General features: G+C 39.9%; 13 protein-coding genes. 7 read left to right on the forward strand and 6 right to left on the reverse strand.

Features of this window, described 5'->3' with window-relative positions; genetic code table 11:
• The first annotated feature begins 56 nt into the window (after nucleotides 1-56).
• Entirely contained in the window at nucleotides 57-599 is a 543-nt protein-coding gene (locus GLIP_RS10925) for a glutathione peroxidase (RefSeq protein WP_008844693.1), read from the forward strand.
• A gap of 228 nt (nucleotides 600-827) precedes the next feature.
• Here GLIP_RS10925 and GLIP_RS10930 read toward each other — a convergent pair whose 3' ends face one another.
• Entirely contained in the window at nucleotides 828-2,069 is a 1,242-nt protein-coding gene (locus tag GLIP_RS10930) for a cystathionine gamma-synthase family protein (protein ID WP_008844694.1), read from the reverse strand.
• Nucleotides 2,059-2,685: a lysophospholipid acyltransferase family protein gene (locus tag GLIP_RS10935; RefSeq protein WP_008844695.1), complete on the reverse strand. Its 627-nt coding sequence runs from the start codon at nucleotides 2,683-2,685 to the stop codon at nucleotides 2,059-2,061. Before GLIP_RS10935 ends, GLIP_RS10930 begins: the two co-directional genes overlap by 11 nt.
• A 266-nt stretch (nucleotides 2,686-2,951) precedes the next feature.
• Between GLIP_RS10935 and GLIP_RS10940 the strand changes: the two genes are divergently transcribed.
• From GLIP_RS10940 to GLIP_RS10960, 5 genes are all read left to right on the forward strand, one after another.
• Complete coding sequence (locus GLIP_RS10940) at nucleotides 2,952-4,205, forward strand: S1 family peptidase (RefSeq protein ID WP_226992211.1); 1,254 nt, start codon at nucleotides 2,952-2,954, stop codon at nucleotides 4,203-4,205.
• Nucleotides 4,196-5,161 (forward strand): FHA domain-containing protein, encoded by a 966-nt coding sequence (locus tag GLIP_RS10945; protein WP_008844697.1) that lies wholly within the window; start codon nucleotides 4,196-4,198, stop codon nucleotides 5,159-5,161. Before GLIP_RS10940 ends, GLIP_RS10945 begins: the two co-directional genes overlap by 10 nt.
• Before the next feature lie 3 nt (nucleotides 5,162-5,164).
• A complete protein-coding gene (locus tag GLIP_RS10950; protein ID WP_008844698.1) occupies nucleotides 5,165-5,929 on the forward strand; it encodes an NRDE family protein in 765 nt (254 codons plus the stop codon).
• Nucleotides 5,930-6,013: 84 nt separating this feature from the next.
• Nucleotides 6,014-7,204, forward strand: coding sequence for an amino acid aminotransferase (locus GLIP_RS10955; protein WP_008844699.1), 1,191 nt, complete (start codon nucleotides 6,014-6,016; stop codon nucleotides 7,202-7,204).
• Between the two features lie 177 nt (nucleotides 7,205-7,381).
• Nucleotides 7,382-8,620, forward strand: coding sequence for a DEAD/DEAH box helicase (locus GLIP_RS10960; protein WP_008844700.1), 1,239 nt, complete (start codon nucleotides 7,382-7,384; stop codon nucleotides 8,618-8,620).
• 10 nt (nucleotides 8,621-8,630) lie between these two features.
• Here GLIP_RS10960 and GLIP_RS10965 read toward each other — a convergent pair whose 3' ends face one another.
• The 3 genes from GLIP_RS10965 to topA all read right to left on the reverse strand — a co-directional run bounded on the left by GLIP_RS10965 (nucleotide 8,631) and on the right by topA (nucleotide 12,405).
• Complete coding sequence (locus GLIP_RS10965; RefSeq protein WP_008844701.1) at nucleotides 8,631-9,083, reverse strand: YaiI/YqxD family protein; 453 nt, start codon at nucleotides 9,081-9,083, stop codon at nucleotides 8,631-8,633.
• Between the two features lie 44 nt (nucleotides 9,084-9,127).
• Nucleotides 9,128-9,691, reverse strand: a complete 564-nt coding sequence (locus GLIP_RS10970; protein WP_008844702.1) for a DUF2058 domain-containing protein — start codon at nucleotides 9,689-9,691, stop codon at nucleotides 9,128-9,130.
• A 77-nt stretch (nucleotides 9,692-9,768) separates the two neighbouring features.
• Nucleotides 9,769-12,405, reverse strand: a complete 2,637-nt coding sequence (gene topA / locus GLIP_RS10975) for a type I DNA topoisomerase (protein ID WP_008844703.1) — start codon at nucleotides 12,403-12,405, stop codon at nucleotides 9,769-9,771.
• A gap of 335 nt (nucleotides 12,406-12,740) precedes the next feature.
• Between topA and astB the strand changes: the two genes are divergently transcribed.
• Nucleotides 12,741-14,078: an N-succinylarginine dihydrolase gene (astB, locus tag GLIP_RS10980; RefSeq protein ID WP_008844704.1), complete on the forward strand. Its 1,338-nt coding sequence runs from the start codon at nucleotides 12,741-12,743 to the stop codon at nucleotides 14,076-14,078.
• Nucleotides 14,079-14,139: 61 nt separating this feature from the next.
• Here astB and GLIP_RS10985 read toward each other — a convergent pair whose 3' ends face one another.
• Nucleotides 14,140-16,314: a beta strand repeat-containing protein gene (locus GLIP_RS10985; protein WP_040522692.1), complete on the reverse strand. Its 2,175-nt coding sequence runs from the start codon at nucleotides 16,312-16,314 to the stop codon at nucleotides 14,140-14,142.
• Nucleotides 16,315-16,422: the final 108 nt, after the last annotated feature.

The raw sequence follows: 16,422 nt of genomic DNA on the forward strand, positions 1-16,422 counted from the left end.
GGGAATAGTAACGTTTAGCTGCCAACAAACTTAATCCACCCATTTTCGGAGTAACCATGAAAAAACGAATAATATTGTGTGCACTGATGTTTACCCCATTCTTTGCTTCAGCAAATGAATGTCCAGATATCTTGAAATTTATGAAACGGAAATTGAACTCTCAAGAGACTGTGAATATGTGTAGCGAATACAAAGGTAAAACGCTATTGATAGTAAACACCGCCAGTAAATGTGGTTATACCCCTCAATTTGAAGGATTAGAAACCCTGTATAGCGAATACAAGGATCAAGGATTGGTAGTGTTGGGTTTTCCATCTCACGATTTTAAACAGGAATTCGATGACGAAAGTAAAACAGCTGAATTGTGCGAGCTTACCTATGGTGTCCAATTTCCAATGTTTGAAGTTACTCACGTCAAAGGTGAAAATGCCGATCCGCTTTTTCGTAAACTAGCCAAACAAAGTGGTATGGAGCCAGGTTGGAATTTCTATAAGTATTTGGTAGATAAGAATGGCGCTGTAGTTAAAGCGTATAAATCATCGACTAAACCTAGGGATAAAGCATTCGTGAAAGACGTTGAAAGCACCATCAATCTCTAACTTAAACTTTCCGCAAGTCAAAAAAAGCCCCGATAAACGGGGCAATAAACACACATCACTTGGAACACACAATGAAATGTTTTACTGTTTTAGCAATAAAACATCTTTACAACTATTTGTTAGTCAATTTAAAAAAACTTTAGTTCACAACTTTTTTCACTTTTTTTAAATTAATTTACCCTCTCAACCTAACCATTTGAAATTTAAAGATTATTAATCTAGATAAATTTAAATTTTAGCAAATGCCTGCTCAAAGTCGGCAACAATATCATCAATATCTTCGATTCCTACCGAGAATCGAATCATATTGTCGTTGATTCCCATTTTTTCACGTTGCTGTGGTCCATTTTCGTAAAATATAGTCGAAGCTACAGGTAAACACAGCGTTCGTGTGTCACCCAAGTGAGTCGCGATTATGACTGTTTCTAGCAAGTTAAGAAATTTATGAACATCTAGTCCTGGCGCTAAATCCATACTGAAAACGCCACCATAATTGCCTGCAAAAAGTTCTCTTGCTATATAGTGTTGAGGATGGTCTGCAAGGCCAGGATAATATACGTTTTCGACTTTACTATGGCCTTGTAAATAGGTGGCTAATCGGAGTGCATTATTGCACGTTTTTTCGATTCGCAACGCCATGGTTTCCAGACCCAACGATATTTGATGAGCTGAATCAGGAGATAATGTTGCGCCAAGATCACGCAATCCTTTTTTACGTATTTGCGTCATTCCCCAATTAACCGGATCGCCAACGCGGTAGAGTTCAAAAATATTTGCATATTCAGACCAGTCGAACAAACCCGTATCAACAACAGCTCCACCTAAAACACTACCATGGCCTGCAATGTACTTGGTTAATGAACTCACCGTAAGAGACGCTTTGACAGCCTTGGCATCAAAGATAAAACCGGGAGTCATTGTGTTGTCAATAATAAACAACAATTTATTTGCTTCACACAACTCACCCAATGCTGCTAAGTCTGCAACTTGTGTGACTGGATTAGCAATGGTTTCTGTAAATACGAGTTTAGTGTCGTTATTCACTTCTCGCTCTACAGCACTAATATCTGTGGTATCTACATAACTGACACGAATTCCCAAATCAGATAAAGTTGCCATTAAGCTGCTGGTATTGCCAAACAGAAACTGACTGACAATGATATGGTCATTATGTTTTAGCAATGCTAGTAACATGGACGAAATAGCAGCCATTCCTGTTGCAAAAGTCACAGCCGCAATACCGCCTTCAATATCCGCTAAAATATTCTGTAGCGCCGCATTAGACGATGACGAGGAACGGGAATAAACGTGTCCTAATTTTTTTCCCTGAAATACCTCTACCAAATCGTTTACGTCTTCGTATTCGAACAGCACAGAATTACTCGTAGGAAAATGAACAGCACCATCTTGAGGCTTATTTAATCTTCGGTCAGCGTGAACCAGTCGTGTTGTAAAACCTTTATTTTTCAATCGAAGTCTCCGCGGGAAAGGCTACCTGGGCAGGAAATTTTGCGTGCACTTTAGCATAGAATTTATAGATTTTTAGCATTTCTAAAGAGATATCCTCAGAGGGTTGAAAAACGGGGCCTAAAACAATGGATTTTTGTTGATAGTCTAAACCAACTAGAAATACAGGTACATTTGCCTGTTGAGCAATATGTAAAAACCCACTCTTCCATGGAAATATTTTACTCCGAGTTCCTTCTGGAGCTACAGCCAGAAGCATTTTATCCGTATCTTTAATCTTATCAATCATTTGATTTACCACACCATGGGATCGAGAACGCTCAATAGGAATGCCCCCCCATCTAACCAACAAGGCTCTGAACGGTGGAATAAAAATACTATGTTTTCCGAAGAAAGAAATTTTTAACCTCAATGCGAAAACAACCGCTAGACCGATGACAAAATCCCAATTTGATGTGTGCGGTGCGACGGTTATCACCATTTTACTGTGACTAGGAAATTGGCCTTCAAATTTCCAACCAAGCAGTGTTAATACAGTTTTGCCCAGCCATTGGCTAAAACGATTACCCAATCTGGGAATATTTGCAGAAATTTTCAGGTTTTTTAATGTTTCTGGCATGTAAAAGAAATAATTAGAATGTTATTTTTTGTCATATGACCTTATTATACACTGATAAATTGTTAAGATGCTCGTTCTCATACATTCCGATCTGAAACATGTTATAAATCAGTTCCAACATAATTTAAAAAATTATGAACATGTGAGAAAACAGGGTTCATGCCCCAATCCTTTATATCAAAAACATGACGTAAATTGATGTAAGTTATTAACTGGAATTAAGCTAATTCCGAATAACCATCCTCAGTAATTAAATGGGATTTTTAGTGCCAAGAATTATTTTATTATTAACCTTGTTAATTAGCCAACAAGTGTTTAGCCAGCAAACGGCTCAAAACCTTTTCAGCCAGTATCGTAATTCACTGTATCAAATTCAAATGATTGATAAAGAATCAGGAAATAAATCTTCTATCGGTTCAGGTTTTAGAGTGAGTGACAGCGGCGATATTATTTCTAACTATCATGTCATATCAGATTTTGTATATTTTCCGGATAAATTCCGGATGCAATATATGGATGCCAGTGGAAACACAGGAAGTTTGAAGCTTAAAAATTTCGACGTTATAAACGATCTATCTTTACTGCAAATAGACCCTGAACAAACCAGTGGTTTACCGTTTAATTTAGCAGAAAGCTTACCCTTACAAGGTTCAAATATTTACTCATTGGGTAATCCTCACGATTTAGGCATGATAGTGGTTCCTGGTACTTATAATGGATTAAAAAAGAATAGCTTTTACCAACGAATCCACTTTACTGGATCAATTAACCCAGGCATGAGTGGCGGACCTGCGGTTAACGGACTTGGGCAAATTGTCGGCGTTAACGTTGCAACGGCAGGCAATCAAATCGGATTTCTAATTCCGCTCCCCAAAGTTAAAGCGTTATTTGAATCTCAACAACAAATTAAAGTTGAAGATTACAAAACACATATTCAACAACAATTGCAAGCAAACCAAAATAAAATGATCTCTGAGATTCTTTCATCCCCTTGGACATATTCCCAACTAGGTAAGGCCCGTGTTCCGGAGAAAATATCCGACTTTATTTCGTGCTGGGGTGGTTCTAATGCTAGTGAAAAAGATGTGAAGTTTTTGTCTGTTTCAAATAGATGCCGCATCGGTGAAGCTGTATTCTTAAATGCCAGACTTCAAACTGGCGAAATTGAAATTGAATTTGAATGGTTAACAAGTGAAGAACTAAATACGTTTCAGTTTCACAACTTTCTTAGTCAAAAAATCGCCTTTACTCGACCAGGAAATCTAGCTGGCAAAAATGACGTGACAAATTATCGCTGTCAACAAGACATTGTCAGTAATCAACAAGAGTTAACTCAAAAAAGTATTTTATGTGCACGCGCATATAAAGATTTTAACGACCTTTACGACGTTTTATTTATTTCGGCCAGCAATGATTATGCGGATGGAAGTTTAATCAGCCACTTTACTTTAGCAGGTGTAAGTGCAGATTCGATGAAACAATTTTCAAAACAATTTATGGATTCCATGTCATGGCAATAGTCGTTGAAGTACTGTCGAGAAACGGCAAGGTCTTAAATCATCAAGTTTTTGATAAAGCACAAATTTCTATTGGACGTGCCTATGACAATGATATCCGCATAGATGACCCCTATATTTGTCCGCACCATATTAATATTCGCGCCGACGAAGATACAAAAGCGCTGGTTTTGGCAGATGTAGAGTCGTTGAATGGGGTTAAGGTTAATGGTAAATCTGGAACAAATGCGTTAATTGGATACGATGATATTATCACCATCGGTCGTACACGATTACGCATTTTCAGACATAAACAGGCGGTAGCGCCCGCGATAGTGCTAAGTAAACTAGAAGAGAAGATGGAATGGTTATCAATGCGTCGGCTTTGTGTACTTTTTGCCATGATCTTTATCGCGTTAATTTCAGCTAATTTTTACTTTAATAGCATCGTTGAAGTAAATGTATCGCAAGTCATGAAAGTAAGCTTAGGGGTCACGGCAGCGGCTTGTATCTGGCCTTTCTCCTTTGCACTTCTGTCTATTTTAGCCAAGAAAGACGCGCACATTGTGAGTCAGTTTAATTTACTTTGGCTGTTTCTTATCAGTCATGAGTTATTAAATTACTTGCAGGCTATGTTGCAGTTCAATTTAAGTTCTGTGCAATTTGTTTATTGGTTCATTTTATTAATCAAAGGTGCATTATTTTTTACCTTTTTGTGGTTCACCTTATTTATTGCATTCCACCAGTCAAAGCGTATGAGAAATTCAATCAGCATTGCTGGTACAGCATTAATTGCGATATATATTTTAGCGCCTCACGTCTTCAACACGCAAAAATTCAGTCAGTCTCCACGTTATTCTTCAAAAATACTGACACCTGCTTTTAGAGTGACCTCACCAGAAAGCACAGAGAAATTTGTTGAACGTTCTGAAGGATTAATCGAAGATTTAAAACATGACGTTGAAGAAGGTAATCAATAGGTAATGTGTATTCTTTTCATCGCCGTTGAACAGCATCCAGATTATCCTTTAATTATTGCTGCCAATCGCGATGAGTTCTATCAGCGCGAAACAGCCCAATCAAAATTTTGGGATGATAACGAGCAAGTGCTTGCTGGTAGAGATCTTGAGGCTGGCGGCACATGGATGGGTATGAATAAAAATGGCCGTCTGTGTGCGCTAACCAATGTCCGCGATCCACAAAAAATATTAACTAACGCCACCTCAAGAGGTTATCTGGTAAGTGAATTCTTAACAAATCAAGATTCTCAGTTATCGTATTTAGCCAAACTTCAAGAAAGTAAACACCAATATAATGGTTACAACCTCATGTTTGGTCAGTGGAACAATCTTTGGGTTTACAATAATCACACTGATAAACTCGCTAAATTAACCGCTGGGGTGTATGGCTTGTCGAACGCCGATTTAGACAGTCCGTGGCCTAAAATTAATCAAGGTGTGAATAAGTTAAAAGAGCATTGCCAACAGGCGCAAGCGCTGAATACCGATAAATTATTCGCAATACTTCTTGATCAAACCCAGGCACGTGACGAATTATTGCCAAAAACCGGGGTGCCAATTGATTGGGAACGTAAGCTTTCTTCTATTTTCATACAATCCCCGGATTACGGAACGCGTTCTTCAACGCTATTATTAGTGAACAAAAACAAGCATGTAACTTGGTTGGAACATACGTTTGATAATCAAGGAATTAATCGACAACAGCGTAGTTTTAACTTTTACCTCTAATAAGCTTATTTATTACTCGAAATCTCGCTGATTACTGGCATAATAGCGGCTTCTTTTTTGCCTGTTATTAATTGAGGAATTGCTGTGTTAGAAGTGTTACCCAAATTACCCGCCGATCCGATTTTAGGTTTATCTGCCGCATATCGTGAAGATCCTAATCCAAATAAAATTGATCTTGGTGTTGGGGTTTATAAAGATGAAGATGGTAATACGCCTATTCTCAGTTCTATCGCAAAAGCACAGAACATCCTATTGGCTCAAGAAAAATCAAAAACCTACATTACCCCTCAAGGTGTACAAGGTTACATCGATGGTATGTTGCAATTATTATTAGGTAAAGGTCACCCTGCCCTAATTGAAGATAGAGTGGCAGCAGTGCAAGCACCTGGTGGATGTGGTGCATTGCGTGTACTAGCTGAATTATTAAAACGCTGTAACCCGGATACCACTGTTTGGGTGAGTGATCCGACATGGGCAAACCATATTCCTTTAATTGGTAATGCGGGCCTTAAAATAGAAACCTATCCTTATTTTGATAAAGCCACTGCAAGTATTAAATTCGATGAAATGGCGGATTGTCTTAAGCAAGTTAAAAAAGGTGATGTCGTATTGCTACATGGATGCTGTCATAACCCTACAGGTGGTGATTTAAGCAAGCAACAATGGCAAGCCGTACTAGAAATTGCACAACAACAAGGTTTCCTTCCGTTTGTTGACGTGGCATATCAAGGCTTTGGTGATGGTCTGGAAGAAGATGCATATGGCGTACGTTTATTAACTGAAAACCTGCCAGAAGTAATTATTGCAGCGTCTTGTTCTAAGAATTTTGGATTGTATCGCGAGCGTGTAGGTTTAGCTGTTGCGGTGACTAATAGCAATACGGTTAGACAAAGTATGCAAAGTCAGATTCAGTCAATTGCCAGAGGTATTTATTCAATGCCACCGTCGTATGGTGGTGCGTTAGTTGATATCGTTTTAACTGATCCAGAATTGAAACTAGAATGGCAAAATGAAGTTGAAGCAATGCGATTGCGCATGCAATCATTGCGTCAACTACTAGCAGCTAAACTCGCTGAAAAAGGCGCAAATAAAGATTTTAGTTTTATTACCCAGCAAAAAGGTATGTTTTCATATCTTTGTATCAGCCCAGAACAGGTCCAAGCGATCCGAAATAAACATAGTGTATATTTTGTGGATTCTAGTCGTGTGAATATTGCTGGAATCAGCTTAAAAAATGTTGATGCACTTGCTACTGCTTTAGTAGATATTCTATAAAATCTCTTCAAGATGCGCTCTTTAATGAGCGCATCTCCCTGCCTTTTTAGCCGTTGTATCGCAGAGTTTTGAAGCAGATCGCAACATAGGCTCACATTATTTGTATTTTCACAGTTTCAGCATTGTTTGTGATTACAACGAAAATATTATCCGTACTTAATTATAAGAGAAACATTAATGACCTTTAATTCCCTTGGTTTAGGCCAAAACATTGCTAATGCCCTTATCGAAAAAGGCTACAATGAGCCGACACCAATACAAGCTCAGGCGATCCCTGCCATTCTTGATAATCAAGATGTTATGGCAGCGGCCCAAACTGGCACAGGCAAAACAGCCGGTTTTGTTTTACCCATATTAGAAAAACTGAGTCACCACCCTCGCCCTAAAGGGAATCAGGTTAATGCCTTAGTATTAACCCCTACCCGCGAATTAGCAGCGCAAATTTCTGAAAATGTAAAAGCCTATAGTAAAAACCTGAACATTAGGCACACAGTTGTGTTCGGCGGCGTTAGTATAAATCCGCAAATGATGGCACTTAGAAAAGGCGTCGACATTTTGGTGGCCACACCGGGACGTTTATTAGATTTATATAATCAAAAAGCAGTGAAATTTGATAACTTACAAATATTAGTGCTGGATGAAGCAGATCGAATGCTGGATATGGGCTTTATTCACGATATAAAGCGTATAATCAAATTACTACCTAACAGTCGCCAAAATCTATTATTTTCTGCAACATTTTCGACGCAAATAAGAGAACTGGCTAAAAGTATTGTCAATAACCCAGTAGAGATTTCTGTTGCGCCAGCCAACAAAACTGCAGACAAAGTTGAACAATGTATCCATCCAGTAGATAAAAGTAAGAAGTCAGGACTACTTACACATATCATCAAACAGCAAAATATGGATCAGGTGTTGGTGTTTAGTCGCACTAAACATGGCGCAAATCGACTGGCTAAACAATTAACTGCGCGTGGCATTGTATCTGCCGCTATTCATGGCAATAAAAGCCAAGGCGCACGTACTAAAGCATTAGCCGAATTTAAATCATCAGCTATTCAAGTCCTAGTGGCAACCGACATCGCTGCAAGAGGCTTAGATATCCACCAACTTCCCTTTGTTATCAATTACGATTTACCCCATGTCGCTGAAGACTACGTACATCGAATAGGACGTACTGGGAGAGCTGGCGCAACAGGACATGCTATTTCTTTGGTAACTGCAGAAGACATTAAGCTGTTAAAAGATATTGAGCGCGTTATCGGTGAAAAAATCCCGAGAATTGAAGTCAGTGGTTTTGAACCAAGTGAGAAATTACCTGAAACATCGGCCAATCCTCCGCCTAAAAAAGCGCCAAGACCTAAGAAACCTAAAAAACCGCGTAAACCTAGGTCACAAAATACGCCAACAAACTAAAATACAAAACTTAAGAGCGATGGAACTGTGTTAGCAGTCGATCTAAGTGATTAGCAAAATTTTGGCGGTCAGTGTGGTTTAACGCCGGGGGCCCCCCGGTGTTCACACCACTAGCTCGCATGGTATCCATAAAATCACGAATATTAAGACGCGAACGCACATTTTCTTTGTCCATTAACTCACCCCTTGGACTTAATGCATTACAGCCTTTTTCAATTACTTCAGCTGCCAATGGGATGTCACTTGTAATCACTAAATCACCTGAGTTGCAACGCGACACAATTTCATCATCAGCCACATCAAAACCGGATGAAACCTGAATTGATGTAATATTTTTATTTGCTGGAACCCGTACAAATTGATTGGCGACTAAGGTCATTTCCACCCCAGTTCGTTGTGCAGCTTTAAATAAGATATCTTTGATTACATTGGGACAAGCATCCGCATCTACCCAGATTTTCAAGTTAACAAACTCCTTGCGAATATATGTTTATGACTGATTTGAAATTACCATACTAGATCATCTGGAATTTCATAATCGGCATACCATTCGTCTTCTTCAGCGGTGCTGGTAGATTTAGCTTCTGCCTGCTCTGCTGCATCTGCTCGATAAACAACTGCGTCTTTATCACGTAAACTGATTTTATCCGCAACTGGCATAGGTACAATCTCATATATGCCATCCAAAACAACAATCGCAAGTTTTCCCTGACTGATGCGATTACGGGTTTGCTGATTAACATATATGCGTTTGATAATATTGTTATGGGTAAAGTTGCACGGAATATCACCGTTATCTTTGGGTTGCTTATTCAACTCAATTAGTTGTTTAATTTGCGCAACGACGGCTTTTGATTCTGCCAAGGCTTTGGCTTCTTGATTTAACTTTCGATCTTTTTCTTGTTTCGCTTGTAGTGCTTTTTCAGCCGCAATTTTAGATTCATTTTTGCTGACTACTTTGTGTTTTTGTTGTTGCTTAACTTGTTTATGCTTTTCTTTTTTAGCCTGCTTAACTTTGTTTTTATCGGTTAAACCGGCTTTTAGTAATTGCTCTTGCAGTGACAGTGCCATAATAAAATACTCTGTACTCATCTTAGAAATAAAAACGGCAGTTTATCACTGCCGTTAAACAAAATATGCAAATTAGATTATTTACCTTTTTTGCGCTTATCGTCTACTACCCATTTACCATCCTGATACCAAGCTGACCAGCCAGTGGCTTTGCCTTCTTTATTCTCGGATGTGACATATTGTTGTTTAGTTTTACGACTAAACCTGACCATGGTTGGGTTTCCATCTGGATCTTTAGCAGGAGCATCAGCTAAATAATAAAACTTAGGTGATATTCTATCTCTAAACCTAGCTAACTCATGCACCATGGGCGCGCGTGTTTCACGGGATTTAGGGAAATTGTGTGCCGCCATAAAAATACCAGACGCACCATCTCTAAGTACAAAATGTGCATCCGACTTTTCACATTCTAACTCAGGCAAATCAACCGGATCTTCTTTTGGTGGCGCCGCTTCACCATTTCTCAATAGCTTGCGGGTATTTTTACACTCTTCGTTTGTGCAGCCAAAATATTTACCAAATCGCCCATTTTTAAGCTCCATGTTAGAACCGCATTTATCACATTCGATAATCGGACCATCATAGCCTTTAATTTTAAAGGTGCCTTTTTCAACATGAGTTCCAGAACAAGTTGGCGCGTTACCACAAACATGTAACTTACGCGTTTCATCGACCAAGTAGCTATCCATTGCCGTGCCACAGATATCGCAACGACGTTTTGATCTGAGCACTTCGGTCTCTAATTCATCCTCATCATCAACTTTAATAACTTCGTCACCAGGAGTAAGGTTTTTCGTTCCCGTACAACGTTCTTTGGGCGGTAAGTTATAACCAGAACAGCCTAAAAACACACCTGTCGAAGCCGTTCTAACATTCATGGGACGACCACAAAGATGACATTCCACATCCGTTTCAATAGCTTGATTTAAACGCATTCCACCTTCTTCAGGCGGTAATTCTGCTTTTAATAAGCGTTGGTAAAAATCCTCGTAAAACTCATTAAGGACGTCTTTCCAATCACGGATACCGTTAGCAACGTCATCCAACTGCTGTTCCATATTCGCAGTAAAATCAAAATTGATTAAATCAGTAAAATTATCAACCAATCGATCGTTGACTATTTCACCCATTTTTTCCGCATAGAAACGTTTATTGTCTAGTTTTACATAACCACGATCTTGAATGGTTGAAATAATACTGGCATAAGTAGAAGGACGACCTATACCCCGTTTCTCCAACTCTTTGACTAACGACGCTTCATTAAAGCGCGCAATCGGTTTGGTAAAATGTTGCTTAGGATCCAGTGCTTTAAGATCGAGTTTCTGACCTTCTTTAACATCTGGTAAATTAAGGTCGTTATCACCTTTTCCTTTCACCTGTGTTTGAACGCGAGTCCAACCATCAAATTTCAATACTCGGCCTTTTGCCACTAATTCGTATTCACCCGCTTTCACTTTGATAGTACTTGCGTCGTATTTTGCCGGTACCATCTGACACGCAACAAATTGACGCCAGATTAATTCGTATAAGCGCTGTGCATCGCGCTCCACTTCCGTCAAGGATTCAGATTTAACAACCACATTTGAAGGTCGAATGGCTTCATGCGCTTCTTGAGCTCCTTCTTTACTACCATAAGAAATGGGATTATTTGGCAAGTATTTCGCACCAAAATTATCATCAATGTAACTACGACACGCATTGACAGCATCCTGACTCAAATTGGTTGAGTCGGTACGCATGTATGTGATGTGACCAGCTTCATACAAACGCTGAGCCATCATCATTGTTTTCTTCACTCCAAAGCCCAAACGTGTACTGGCGGCTTGTTGTAAAGTCGATGTAATAAATGGCGCTGATGGTTTACTTTGAGTCGGTTTAGATTCTCGGCTAATTACCTCGTAATCGGCTTTTTTCAGTGCCTCCAGTGCAGTGTCCGCCTGCGCTTTATTGACCGGTTTAAACGCACTACCTAAATGTTTAGCAACTAACATTCGAAGCGCTGCTTGATTGGCATTTAAATCGGCATGAATATCCCAGAATTCTTCAGGAACAAAGGCTTTAATCTCACGTTCGCGCTCCACAACCAATCGCACAGCAACAGATTGTACACGCCCGGCTGATAGCCCACGGGCGACTTTTTTCCATAGCAAAGGCGACACCATGAAACCTACAACCCGATCTAAGAATCGGCGCGCTTGCTGAGCGTTTACGCGAGCTATATTTAGTTGGCCGGGATCTGCAAACGCTTCTTGAATCGCGTTTTTGGTGATTTCGTTAAATACCACTCGTTGATAAGTTTTGCCTTTACTACCGAGCAGTTCTTGTAAATGCCAGGCAATCGCTTCCCCTTCTCTATCCAAATCCGTTGCGAGATAGATGGTATCCGCTTCTTTTGCTAGCTTTTTAAGCTCGTTAACGACTTTTTCTTTACCCGTTAGTATATCGTAGTGGGCCTTCCAATCGTTTTGCGGATCAATTCCCATACGATCCACTAATTTTTGATATTCAAATTCCCGCAAGTAGTTTTCGCGTTTTTTATCGCTCCACTCTTTCAGCTCTTTTGCTGGTTTTTTAGCCGGAACTTGACCTAATGCTTTCGTTGGTAAATCTCTAACGTGCCCAACACTAGATTTAACAATAAAATTTTTGCCGAGATATTTATTTATTGTTTTCGCCTTAGCTGGCGACTCGACAATAACCAGTGATTTTGCCATAAATTATTCATTAACCTTTGATTTATATGGGTTTCACGCCATTTTTAAGGAGTTTAGTTAAACTTCCTGTCCCATATTGCTTTTTTAACATATATCGGCAAAGTGAATAGAAAACAAGTTCTTCTTAATACTTATCTAAATTCTTTCTTTCAACTCGCCCTAAAATAGCTCACATTTTGTACAGGTGGATTGGCAAGTACATTAAAAGACGTATAATCGCTGCCAATAGTAAACAGTGCTAACCCGTTTCGGCTAGGTTTTTCTAAAATTCATTTTCGACGAGTTAGACTTTGCGTATCAATTTTTGTGTATTACAACTGCGATGAGGTAATTGAATGAAACAAGTAGAAGTAAATTTTGACGGTTTAGTAGGACCTACCCATAACTATGCTGGCCTTTCATTCGGTAATGTCGCTTCGCTAAGTAATGCAAAAGCATTTAGCAGTCCAAAACAAGCTGCACTGCAAGGTCTACAAAAAATGAAAGCCTTACACGATATGGGAATGACCCAAGGTGTGTTAGCACCACAAGCAAGACCTGATATTGATACACTCAGACGTCTGGGCTTTGTGGGCAGTGATGCAAGTGTTCTTGAACAAGCCTCTAAACGCGCTCCTGAGGTTTTTAGAGCGTGTTGCTCCGCTAGCAGCATGTGGACTGCAAATGCCGCCACAGTATCTCCTAGTGCCGATACCAGTGATGGCAGAATTCATTTTACACCGGCCAACCTTACTAACAAATTTCACCGCTCTTTAGAGCCTGAAGTAACGGGTCGAATTCTGCAATCCACGTTTGCTAACGATAAATTTTTCCAACACCACGCGCATTTGCCTGAGAATGAACACTTTGGCGATGAAGGCGCTGCCAATCATACTCGTCTTTGTACAGATTATGGGCGTGCCGGTGTTGAAATGTTTGTGTATGGTAGGTATGCGTTTGATAGCAGCAAACCTGCACCGAAAAAATTCCCCGCCAGGCAAACCCTTGAAGCAAGCCAAGCTATCGCTCGTTTACACGGTTTAAGTGATGATACCACTGTATTCGTGCAACAAAATCCAGATCTGATTGACCAAGGCGTATTTCACAATGATGTCATTTCTGTGGGTAATCAAAATGTGCTTTTTTACCACGAACAAGCGTTTTTAAATACCGATAGCGCGTTAGCTGAGATTCAAACTAAATTTGGCGAGCATAAATTACATTTTATTCGTGTTGATACACAAACTGTTCCTGTACAAGAAGCGGTAAAGACCTATCTATTCAATACCCAAATAATTACCTTAAAAGAAGGTGAAATGGCGATTATTGCCCCGATTGAATGCCAAGAAAGCGAAATCGTTTCTACCTATTTAAACGATTTGATTAGTCAAGGAACCCCCATTAAAAAAGTTCATTACTTTGACGTAAAACAGAGTATGCGAAATGGCGGTGGCCCAGCGTGTTTGCGTTTACGTGTTGCCATGACTGAAAGCGAACTCGAAGCAGTAAACCAACATACCTTGATGTCAGAAGCCGTATTTGCGCGACTTAATAAATGGGTAAATAAACATTATCGTGATCAGCTAAGTGTGGATGATTTACGAGATGCGGTTTTATTAGATGAAACCAGAACGGCATTAGATGAATTAACGCAAATATTAAATTTAGGGTCGATTTATCCTTTCCAACGATAACTAACTATTTTCTAACTAAAAATAAAAAAGCCCTTGTTTATCAAGGGCTTTTTATTGAGTCTTACAGTGTATCAGTACAAGATGAACCTGTACCGAATGGACTGTTAGGTGGTGGTGAAGATTCATTCTCTAAATCAGAAGCGGCCACTGATAAAGGATAATACTGACTTTCAAAAGCTTCACTACCAGAAGATTGTCCAAAAACAGCTACCTCTGTATCCGCCCATGCCCCAAAGGCTCTGGGATAACGCACGTCAATTTTAGCTTGTCCATTCGCATCAGTTTCGTCGTTACCGTCAGCAAAACTAACTGTTCCAATAATACCAGGAGTCAATTTTCCATCTCCGTTAGTATCTTCTCCCGCATCAAGTATACCGTTTCCATTGATATCCTCATTAGGGCAAGTTGCTGATACAACTGAAACCCAAACATCCGTATTAAAGAACCACGTTCCTTTTCTATAAACACCACCATTTACGTATTTAACAGGTGTTAAAGATGCGGTTAATGCAACATTTGCGACTGGTCGTCCAACTGAATCACTGACAAATATCGAAAACTCTTTTGAATAACTAGAATCATCTGGTGATTCAATTAAGTTACCTGTACCAAGTGAAATATCAAAGGCTCTATCACCAACGGTTAATGTCGTAAAGTCAGTTACACTAGTATTGTCGGAGACATCCGCATAAACAATGACTGCATCTTCACTGCTTACGGCGTTTGAAGTATAAACGGTAGACGCTATTCCATTGCTATCAGTTGTTGCAGAATTAGGTGAAATTAAGCCTCCACTTACATCATCTAATCTAAAATTAATGACTTTGCCTTTCACTAAATTACCACTAGCATCACGCACAACAGCTGAAATGGTAGAAGTTTGCCCATCAGGACCAATTAAGTCAGGTGAAGCGTCAACAATAATACTATTTGGAGCAGTAGCAATAAATTCAAATTGCGTTCTGGCGCTTACCGTTTCCCCATCATCATCAGTTCCTATAGCAGTTATGGACGCAACACCAGCATTATTTGATTGAATCGTAAAGGTGGCAACACCGTTTGCATCTGTGGTCGCAGTGGGCGAACCTATAACGCCGCGTGAACTGCTCAAAGTAACCTGGCCACCTGCATAAGCGCTATTATCTTTAAGCCAGGTGATTTCTAATGTTGCATCGGTACCTAGTGGGACATCTTCTGAAGGAACCGTTGTAAAACTAAAACTATCTTCTTGCACGGTAAATGTTAACGTGCCTTGCGCGTTCAATGCACTTGCCGTAATCACGTTTTGCCCTGATGTAGTAGCAACATATTGAATGGTAGCCTGACCTTCCGTATCGGTTGTGGTAGATGAAACAATATCCCCTTGTGATGCAGTTAACTCTACGACTCTATTGGCTAAACCTGTACCATCGGAATCGGCAACTTTGACGGTCACATCTATTGTATCGCCTAATACCACGGACAAAGGTCCATCAACATTAACTTCTGTACCAACAATTTGAATATCCACGGTTTGACTAAACAAGCCAGAAGATACCGTGGCAGTGATAACCCGATTCTCTGGATTATTGCGGCTCGTTAAAACCGCTCTTGCCGTTCCGTCATCAGCCGAAGTTCCCTGAGTGATTTGTAGTTCAGCCCCGTTATTAGCAGAAAAAGACACTTCAACTCCTGACAATAAAATATTTTGTGCATTCTTAACGACTGCAATTAGCTCAATTTCATCTGAGCCTGAAGATGCTAATTGGGTTGAACTGGTATAAAGCTCTAATGAAGCGGGGGTATCTCCGGATTGTGATGTACCTGATGAACTAAAACCAACTTGTCCTTGTTCTCCGCCATCTAACGCCCCAGAAACTATTCCATCCCCAGAACTATTGCCTACTAGCAGCCCAATGGTCGCGACTCCGTCTGCATTGGTTAAAGCGGTACCTGTATCGTTATCAAATGTAGCCAGACCATCCTGACTAAAACTGAAGGTAATTAATTGATCAGCCACTGTGCCACCGTCGCTAGTCACTGTGGCCGTCACAACCAAAGGAGTGGTTGCAGTTAGCTGATTAACTGCGTTTCCATCTTGATCAGCAATCGACAACGCAACGTCATAAGTCACCGTTGTCCCACCGCCACCTGTTCCCGTGCCAGTCGAATCACGCTCAACTGAGCCGCCTCCGCCACATGCAGTTACTAACAAAATCATTAAACCCGTGAACAATATCTTCAAGCGCGAAGCCATGCTTTTTTTCCCACAATTAAAGTTTTTCAATTCAAGTACCCGTTCTAAATCACTTTTATAGTTTTGCTGGCGAGCTAAACTTGCTACGCTATCCAAAAACAATAACAA

This window comes from Aliiglaciecola lipolytica E3 (assembly GCF_000314975.1).
In the GTDB taxonomy this organism is placed as follows: Bacteria; Pseudomonadota; Gammaproteobacteria; order Enterobacterales; family Alteromonadaceae; genus Aliiglaciecola; species Aliiglaciecola lipolytica.